The organism is Streptomyces sp. NPDC055078 (assembly GCF_053607985.1).
The window spans coordinates 1-8,155 of sequence record NZ_JBSGUP010000370.1; the positions used below are offsets into that span (position 1 = coordinate 1).

General features: G+C 70.0%; 8 protein-coding genes. 4 read left to right on the plus strand and 4 right to left on the minus strand.

Annotated features, from left to right (window positions below; translation table 11 throughout):
• The first annotated feature begins 63 nt into the window (after positions 1–63).
• Positions 64–849: an IclR family transcriptional regulator gene (locus ACWF94_RS26275; protein WP_453493308.1), complete on the plus strand. Its 786-nt coding sequence runs from the start codon at positions 64–66 to the stop codon at positions 847–849.
• Positions 850–855: 6 nt separating this feature from the next.
• Here the strand turns inward: ACWF94_RS26275 and ACWF94_RS26280 are convergent, their stop codons facing one another.
• The 3 genes from ACWF94_RS26280 to ACWF94_RS26290 are packed head-to-tail and all read right to left on the minus strand — an operon-like array spanning position 856 to position 4,163.
• Complete coding sequence (locus tag ACWF94_RS26280; RefSeq protein WP_453493311.1) at positions 856–2,028, minus strand: acyl-CoA dehydrogenase family protein; 1,173 nt, start codon at positions 2,026–2,028, stop codon at positions 856–858.
• On the minus strand, positions 2,025–3,146 hold the full coding sequence (locus ACWF94_RS26285; protein ID WP_453493314.1) for an acyl-CoA dehydrogenase family protein: 1,122 nt from the start codon (positions 3,144–3,146) through the stop codon (positions 2,025–2,027). The genes ACWF94_RS26280 and ACWF94_RS26285 overlap by 4 nt, the downstream gene beginning before the upstream one ends.
• A gap of 9 nt (positions 3,147–3,155) precedes the next feature.
• On the minus strand, positions 3,156–4,163 hold the full coding sequence (locus tag ACWF94_RS26290; protein WP_453493317.1) for an LLM class F420-dependent oxidoreductase: 1,008 nt from the start codon (positions 4,161–4,163) through the stop codon (positions 3,156–3,158).
• Between the two features lie 104 nt (positions 4,164–4,267).
• On the opposite strand from ACWF94_RS26290, the gene ACWF94_RS26295 reads away from it, so the two are divergent.
• Entirely contained in the window at positions 4,268–5,218 is a 951-nt protein-coding gene (locus tag ACWF94_RS26295) for an LLM class flavin-dependent oxidoreductase (RefSeq protein WP_453493320.1), read from the plus strand.
• A gap of 5 nt (positions 5,219–5,223) precedes the next feature.
• Here the strand turns inward: ACWF94_RS26295 and ACWF94_RS26300 are convergent, their stop codons facing one another.
• A complete protein-coding gene (locus tag ACWF94_RS26300; RefSeq protein ID WP_453493323.1) occupies positions 5,224–6,021 on the minus strand; it encodes an aspartate/glutamate racemase family protein in 798 nt (265 codons plus the stop codon).
• A gap of 228 nt (positions 6,022–6,249) precedes the next feature.
• Here ACWF94_RS26300 and ACWF94_RS26305 point away from each other — a divergent pair, with 228 nt between their 5' ends.
• Complete coding sequence (locus ACWF94_RS26305; protein WP_453493326.1) at positions 6,250–7,785, plus strand: acyl-CoA synthetase; 1,536 nt, start codon at positions 6,250–6,252, stop codon at positions 7,783–7,785.
• Between the two features lie 25 nt (positions 7,786–7,810).
• On the plus strand, positions 7,811–8,155 hold a 345-nt coding region (locus ACWF94_RS26310; RefSeq protein WP_453493329.1), incomplete at its 3' end, for an SDR family NAD(P)-dependent oxidoreductase.

The window sequence follows — 8,155 nt, forward strand, 5'->3', positions numbered from 1 at the left end:
AGGGACATCGAAGGGAAAGGAGGACGGGAAGCGAGCTCCGGAGCGTCGCATCCCTGACCACCTATGGCGGACAAGCAGAAGCGGGGGAGCCAGAGCAAGGCCCCCCAGTACCCGATCGAATCCGTGGACAACGCTCTTCAGCTCCTCCTCTGGTTCAGCGACCACCACCAGATCCGGCTGACCGACGCGAGCGCGCACCTGGGAGTGGCGTCATCCACCGCCCACCGGCTGCTCGCGATGCTGCAGTACCGCGGGTTCGTGCGGCAGAACCCGGCGACGCGCGCCTACGAGCCCGGCCCGGCCCTCAGCTCGGTGGCCTCGGCGATCGTGCGGCAGGACGACGTGCGCACCCGGGTCCGCCCCGTCCTGGAAGACCTGAACAAGGAGTTCGGGGAAACCGTGCACCTCGCGCGGCTGGAGGGCCACAGCGTCCACTTCCTCGACGCGGTCGAGAGCACCCGCGCCGTACGGGTGAGTTCCCGGGCGGGCAGACTGGTTCCGGCGCACGCGACCTCGAGCGGCAAGGCCACGCTGAGCCTGCTGCCGGTGGGGGCTCTGCACGAGCTCTTCCCCGACGAGGAACTCGAGGCCGTCACCAAGGACACCGTCACAACCCGGACCGAGCTGGAGTCGATGCTCCAGCAGGTGCGGCGCCGGGGCTACGCCACAAGCCAGGAGGAGAGCGAGGAGGGCGTCGCCTCGGTCGCGGTCCCGGTCGAGACCCCCAGCGGCACCCTGCTCTGCCTCAACGTGTCGGTGCCCACCTACCGCATGACCACGTCGCTCAGGAGAGAGATCGTCGACTCGCTGAAGGCCGTCGCCGAGTCGCTGACCACACAGCTCGTGTGACCGTCCTCACGAGGCCGCCCTCTCCCTCGGGAGGCCGAGGACGCGTTCGGCGATGATGTTCTTCAGGATCTCATCCGTGCCTCCACCGATGCGCAGCCCGAGAGCGCCCATGGCGAACTCGGTCCACACGTTGTCCAGCAGTGCGTCCCCGTCCAGTGCGAGCATGGCGGTCTCGGTGGCCGCCGCCTGGCCGCGCGTGGTGAGCAGCTTGGTGACGGATCCCTCCGGACCGGGATCGCGCCCCTCCGCGGCGGCCGTCTGCAGACGGACCTGGAGCACGTCCAGGATGGTCTGGTAGGTGAAGGTACGGGCCACACCCCGGCGCACCGCAGGATCGGCCTGTGTGCCGGTGTCCTCGGCCAGAGCCCTCAGCGGGCCCGCCGGGACCGCGGACGGCTCCAGCGCGTACCGCTCGTTCATCAGAGTCGTCATGGCGACCTGCCATCCGTGGCCGACGGCACCGAGCAGGGCCGACTCCGGCAGTACGACGTCGTCGAGGAAGACCTCGTTGAACGTGGTCGCCCCGGTGGCCTGGCGCAGCGGCTCGACCGTCACACCCGGCGCGCGCATGTCGACGACGAACGCGGTCAGGCCGCGGTGGCGCGGTTCCTCGCCGGTGCGGGCCAGCAGGTAGCCGTAGTCCGCGAACTGGGCGTACGACGTCCACACCTTGTGACCGCCGACCACCCACCCCTCACCCCGGCGGCGGGCCCGGGTCTCCAGGCCGGCCAGATCGGAGCCCGCGCCCGGCTCGGAGAACAGCTGGCACCACAGCTGCCGCCCGGCGATGATCGGGGCCAGGAAATCCTGGTGCTGGGCCTGAGTCCCCCACCGCGCCAGCGTGGGCGCGACCATGCCCATCGTCACCGACAGCGCGTCCTTCGGAATCCGGTATCGGCCTTCCTCCTGGGCGAACATGAGCGACTGGGCCAGCGTGCCGCCGGCGCCGCCGAGTTCACGCGGCAGGGCGATGCTGGCCCACCCCCCGGCGTGCTTGGTGGCCTGCCATTCCATGGCCCGGCGGGCAAGTTCCGCGGACTCCTCGGGGGTGTGCCGGGCGAAGACCGACAGCCGCTCCGGGCCCGGATCCTCGAAGGCCGGGGCGTGCTCGGCCAGCCAGGCGACCGCCCGCTCGCGGTAGGCCGCCTCGTCGGTGGTGTTCTCGAAGTACATCGTCATGCCCTTCCGGACGCGCTCGTCGAAGATCCCAGGCCGAGGCAGGAGGCGACCTCGTCCAGCTGCCGATCGGGGTGGCCGAGGAGGATGTGCTGGCTGCGCGCTCGGCGCAGATGCAGATGTGCCGTGTGCTCCCAGGTGAAGCCGAGACCGCCGTGGACGAGGAGACCCGCCTCCGCGGCGTCGAGGTAGGTGTCCGAGCACCACGCCTTGGCCATCGAAGCCACCCTCGCCACGTCGGCCTCGTCGCCGTGGTCTGCGAGCCAGGCCGCGTAGTACACGAGCGAACGGGCGCCCTCGACGGCCACCAGCACGTCGGCGAGCCGGTGCTTGATCGCCTGGAAGGAGCCGATGGGACGGCCGAACTGGCTGCGCTCCTTCGCATAGGCGACAGCCGTGTCGAGACATGCCTGGGCGCCGCCCAGTTGCGATGCGGCGAGGGAGATCCGGGACCGGGAGAACGCGCGGCCGACGGTTGTCCCGTCGTCGGCTTCCCCTACCAGCACCGCCGGGGCCTCCGTCAGTTCCAGGCACGCCAGGGGAGCCGTCAGGTCGAAGGGCTCCCTGGGCAGCGCCGAGCAGCCCGGGGCGTCGGGGCGGACCAGGAAGAGGCGGGTGCCCAGCTCCGAGGAGGCGGGCACGACGACGACACCGGGGGCGACCGGAACCGGTGCCGTGGTACCCGTCAGGATGAAGCCCGAGCCTCGCTCCCGTGCACGCACCGGGGTCTCGCTGTCGCCCTGGCGGCCGATCGGCATGACCAGCGTCGCGAGGAGCCGCCCCGCGGCGATGTCGGGCAGGTACCGGCCGGCCTCGCCGCCCGGGCAGGCGACCAGTGCCGGAACGGTCAGGCCCGAGCTGGCGAGGAAGGGCCCGGGGCGCAGGTGGCGCCCCATCTCCTCCAGGACAACCGCGAGTTCGACCATTCCCGCGCCGAAACCGCCGAACTCCTCGGGGACGGCGAGTGCGGTGAGACCGAGCTGCTCGGTGGCCACCGTCCAGTCGGCGGTACCGGGTTCCAGCGGCAGCAGGGAGCCGTCGTCGCCGTCCGGGAGCCGGTCGAGAAACCGGCGGACGCTGTCGCGCAGATCCTGCTGTTCGGTGGTGAGACCAAATCGCATGAGAAGCACCTATCGGAGGAGGTCGGCCAGGACTCGGACCGCCTCGCGGTCACGGGTCATGCACGACATGGAGGTGATCGGTGAATCGGTCCAGCGCTGGATCAGTTCGCCGATCCGGGCGGGCGGACCGCACAGCGCGACCTCGTCGACGAGGTCGTCCGGCACGGCTGCCACGGCCTGCTCCTTCCGCCCGCCGAGGAAGAGCTCCTGGATCTTCTCGGTCGCCTCGCCGTACCCGTACCGCGTGGCCATGGTCTGGTAGAAGTTGCGGCCCTTGGCCCCCATGCCGCCCATGTAGAGCGCGATCGTGCGCTTCACCTGGGCGCGGCATTCGTCGACGTCGGGCCCGACGACGACCTCCACGATCGGGCAGATGTCGAAGCCCTCCCGCACCGGCCCGAGTGTCGGCGCCAACACCTCCGTGAAACGAGAGGGCGAGAAGAATACGGGAAGCCAGCCGTCCGCGATTTCGCCGGCGAGCTTGACGTTCTGCGGTCCGAGGGCGGCCAGATAGATCGGCAGATCGGGCCTTTCCGGATGGAGAATCAGTTTCAGCGGCTTTCCCAGTCCGGTGCCGTCGGCACCGCGGTAGGGGATTTCGTAGTAGTCGCCGTGATGTTCCAGCGGCCGTTCACGGCGCAGGACCTCGCGGACCACTTCCACGTACTCACGGGTGCGCTTCAGCGGTTTTCCGTAGGGAACACCGTGCCAGCCCTCCACCACCTGCGGTCCGGACATGCCCAGGCCCAGCCGGAACCTGCCGTCCGTGAGGGCGTCCATGGTGGCGGCCGTCATCGCGGCCAGTGCCGGAGTGCGGCCGGCCATCTGCAACACGGCCGTGCCCAGGCCGATCCGGCTGGTCCGGGCCGCGAGCCAGGCGAGTGGGCTGACGCCGTCGGAACCGTACGCCTCTCCCATCCAGACACAGTCAAAGCCGACGTCCTCGGCCAGGCGCACCAGTTCCAGATCGTCGCGCCGCCGGGATTCCCAGTAGCCGAGATTAAGTCCCAACTTCATTTTGTTTCCTCCACGGATTCGTGTCCGCTGGTGGCTGACGGCAGGAAATGTGGGATAGGCTCCCCGGCCGTCAGCCGAATTAATTAAGCAAGGATGTGGGTCGTATGCCTTCCATCGGTCTTTCGATATCCGCGCGTTCCGGTCTGGGCGCCGGCGCGTTCGGCGATTTCGCCGCCCGGGCAGAGGACGCGGGGTTCAGCGCGGTGTTCGCCACAGAGAACGCGTCCGACGCCCTCGGCCTCGCCGCCGCCATGGCCGCCCGCACCGAACGGGTCCGCGTGGGAACGGCGGTGGCGAACATCAACCTGCGGCACCCGGCGGCCCTTGCGGCGGCGGCCGCGACGCTCGACGAGTTCAGCGGGGGCCGGCTGGTCCTCGGTCTCGGCACTGGCTCCCCGGCGTTCAACACCGGAGTGCTGGGCCTGCCCCACCGGGCGCCGCTCGGTCACCTGGGAGAGTACGTGGATGTGCTGCGCCAGGTGCTGTCCGGTGGCGAGGCCACGCTGGACGGGCGCTGGGTGCAGGTCGGCGGCTACCGCCTGAACAGTGCGCCGATCCGTTCCGGCCTGCCGCTGTACATCGGTGCGCTGGGCCCCCGGATGCTGGAACTCGCCGGACGGATCGGCGACGGTGTGATGCTCAACCTCCGGCCGGCCAACGCCGCTGCCCAGGCCCTGGGCGTGGTGCGCGAGGCAGCGGTGCAGGCGGGCCGGGATCCCGGGGCCGTGGCGTCCGCCTGCGTCATCCCGTGCTGCGTCACCGATGACGCCGGGGCCGCGGAGTCCGCCGCCCGTGAGCTGGTGTCCGGGTATGCCCGCCAGCCCGGCGCCCGTGGACTGATGAACTCGTTCGGCCTGGGACCGGCCACCGAGGACGGTGAGGTCGACCCCCGTCTGGTCGAGGCGCTCGTGGCCGCCGGGCCCGCGGACGTGGTACGGGCGCGGGTCGGCGCGTTCCTCGACGCCGGCGTCCGGGAACCGATCCTCTTCCCCCTGCCGATCGACGGGGACTGGGCCGGGTCCGTCGCCGCCGCCATCGAGGCGTTCCGCGACTGAGGTCCTCACTCCGCGTGCCGTTCGCGCAGCCGGCCGAGCACCTCGGCCGGCGGCCGGCGGTAGTCCCAGCGCCTGCCGGGGCGCAGGCCGGTGCGCCGGTGGAGGCCGGCCAGCATCACGGCGTGGTTCAGCACCACGGCGACACCGTCCATGACACTGGTGCCGTCGATGTCGCGGACCTGGTGCGCCGCGAGGACCTCGCTGAGGATGCCTTCCGCCGGGATGAACACATCGGCGCGGTCGGCGCTCGCGTGCGCACATGCCGCGCGGAAGCTGGTCAGCAGCTCGGTGGGGTCGTCGAACGCGCGCGCTAGCACGGTCTCGTCGACCTCGGGATCGAGCGCGTATACGCCCGCGACCCGCTCCCGCAAGCCGTGCGCCGCGACGATGGCGTCGGCCATCCGCGCGGTCTCGGGCGTCACACTGATCAGGGCCGAGCGCCGCGCGACGGTGCAGGCGGTGAGCAGACAACTTTCAGCCATGGAGACAACAGGGATGTCGACGATCGAGCGCGCTTCGCGCAGAAACGGTTCTGCGAACGAGGCGAGCGCGACAGCGTCGTATCCGGCGTCCTCGGCCTCCATCACGAGGTCGAGCACCTGCCGCAGCAGGGCGTGGAAGGCGAAGGGGTAGCTGAGCGCCTGCGACGGCGGGATGTCACCGTAGGTGCCCGGCCGCACGCCGTGCAGATCCACGACTACGCCGGCGTCCACGACCTGCCCGATGTGCCGCTCCAGGGCGCCGGCGTAGACCGCCTGATTGGTCAGCTCGGTCATCGACTGGTGCCAGATGCGCAGCGCCATACATCCTCCTGTAGCCCGGGTGGATTGAAGCCACCGATCGCGGAAACGGCCGGTCGACGGCATCATAGTCCTCTACCTGACAGAAAAAAGTTCTGCTGATGTCTTGTTTTGGTCATCTGCCCTCAGGCAGACTCGCCACCGAAAGCGACGCAGGAGCCTGGGGCACCGCTCGCGCTCATCAACGCGGCAACCCCCTCCGAGCTAAGGGCAATCATGTACATCGGCACGATGGCTGAGAGACACCCGGACCGCGCGGCGATTACTCTCGGTGAGTCCGGGCGAACAGTGACATACGCGGAACTCGACGCCGGATCCAACCGGGTGGCCCACGCGCTGGCCGCACTGGGCGTCGCCCCGGGAGACGGGGTGGCCGTCATGCTGCCCAACGTCGCCGAGTTCGGGGAGATCTGGTGGGCGGCGATGCGCTCCGGGCTCTACTTCACTCCGGTCAACTGGCATCTGACCGCGAGCGAGATCCGGTTCATCGTCCAGGACTGTGGCGCGAAAGTGTTGTTCTTCCACCAGGACCATGCCGAGGCCGCAGCCGGCGCGACCGAGGGCCTCGGTATCCACCGGATCTGCGTCACGGCGGGTTCGGACCGGGTGCCCGGCACCCTCTCGTACGAGGAGGTCGTCGCCGGTCTGCCGGCGACGCCGATCGCCCGGGAGTACGCGGGCGCCCCGATGTTCTACTCGTCCGGAACCACCGGCAAACCCAAGGGCATCCGCCCGCGGCTGACCATGGACCGGCCGGGTGACTCACCGTCGCTCATGCGCACGGTGATGGAGCAGTACGGCCTGACGGACGGCGCGAGGTATCTGTGCACCGGGCCGCTGTACCACTCCTCCCCGGCCCTGTGGTCGTTCGGACAGCACACCATCGGCGGCACGGCCGTCATCATGCCGCGCTTCGATGCGGAAGCCGCGCTCCGGCTGATCGAGAGCGAGGCCGTCTCCCACAGCCAGTGGGTCCCCACGATGTTCAGCCGCATGCTCAAGCTGCCGGAGGAGGTCCGCCACCGGTACGACCTCTCCAGCCACCGGGCCGCCTTCCACGCGGCGGCGCCGTGCCCGGTGGACGTCAAGCGGCGCATGATCGACTGGTGGGGCGAGATCCTCGTCGAGTTCTACGCCGCGACCGAGGGCGGCTCGACGGTCATCACCTCCAAGGAATGGCTTGAGCACCCGGGCTCGGTCGGGCGCGCGTGGGCCGGGGGCGGTGTCCACATCCTCGACCCCGGGTCGCGGGAGGAACTGCCCGCGGGCTCGCCGGGGCTCGTCTACTTCACGGCGATGGCGAACCATCGGTTCGAATACCACAACGACGCGGCGAAGACCGCCGAGACCTACCACGGGGACATGGTCACGGCCGGCGACATCGGCTACCTGGACGCCGAGGGCTATCTGTACCTCACCGACCGCTCCAGCGACATGATCATCTCCGGCGGCGTGAACATCTACCCACGGGAGGTCGAGGAAGTCCTCCTCGCCCATCCCGCTGTCACGGACGTCGCCGTGTTCGGCATCCCCAACACCGAGTTCGGCGAAGAGGTACTGGCCGTCGTCCAGCCCGCCGACTCGCACGACGGCGGCCCGGAACTCGGGGACGAACTCATCGCGTACTGCCGGGAGCACCTGGCCGGATTCAAGGTGCCGCGCCGGGTGGACTTCGTCACCGCGCTGCCCCGTGATCCCAACGGCAAGTTGTACAAGCGCCGCCTGCGAGACGAGTACTGGCAGGGGCACACCGGGACCCTGGTCTAGATCAAGAAAACTGGGAGACATTGGCGTGAACGATCGCAGACTGACCGGCCGCACGGTCGTGGTAACCGGCGCTGGTCGCGGACTGGGGGCCGGGTACGCCCGGCTGCTCGCCGAGCACGGCGCGTCTCTGGTCCTCAACGACCTGGGCGGCGCGTCCGACGGGACCGGTGCCGACACCTCACCGGTGGCGGAGCTGGCCGAAGAACTCCGGGCCCGGGGCTCCGAGGTCCTGATCAACACGGCCGACGTATCGGACCCCGACGGGGCCAGGTCGCTCATCGACCAGGCGATCGACGCCTTCGGCTCGGTCGACGTGCTCGTCAACAACGCCGGAATCCTCCGGGACCGCATGCTCGTGAACATGAGCGTC

Bases quoted from the DNA above. Each gene is read 5' to 3' on its own strand.
- ACWF94_RS26305 (WP_453493326.1), top strand. From the start codon at position 6,250: ATGGCTGAGAGACACCCGGACCGCGCGGCGATTACTCTCGGTGAGTCC.
- ACWF94_RS26290 (WP_453493317.1), bottom strand. From the start codon at position 4,163: ATGAAGTTGGGACTTAATCTCGGCTACTGGGAATCCCGGCGGCGCGAC.
- ACWF94_RS26295 (WP_453493320.1), top strand. From the start codon at position 4,268: ATGCCTTCCATCGGTCTTTCGATATCCGCGCGTTCCGGTCTGGGCGCC.
- ACWF94_RS26285 (WP_453493314.1), bottom strand. From the start codon at position 3,146: ATGCGATTTGGTCTCACCACCGAACAGCAGGATCTGCGCGACAGCGTC.
- ACWF94_RS26300 (WP_453493323.1), bottom strand. From the start codon at position 6,021: ATGGCGCTGCGCATCTGGCACCAGTCGATGACCGAGCTGACCAATCAG.
- ACWF94_RS26275 (WP_453493308.1), top strand. From the start codon at position 64: ATGGCGGACAAGCAGAAGCGGGGGAGCCAGAGCAAGGCCCCCCAGTAC.
- ACWF94_RS26280 (WP_453493311.1), bottom strand. From the start codon at position 2,028: ATGACGATGTACTTCGAGAACACCACCGACGAGGCGGCCTACCGCGAG.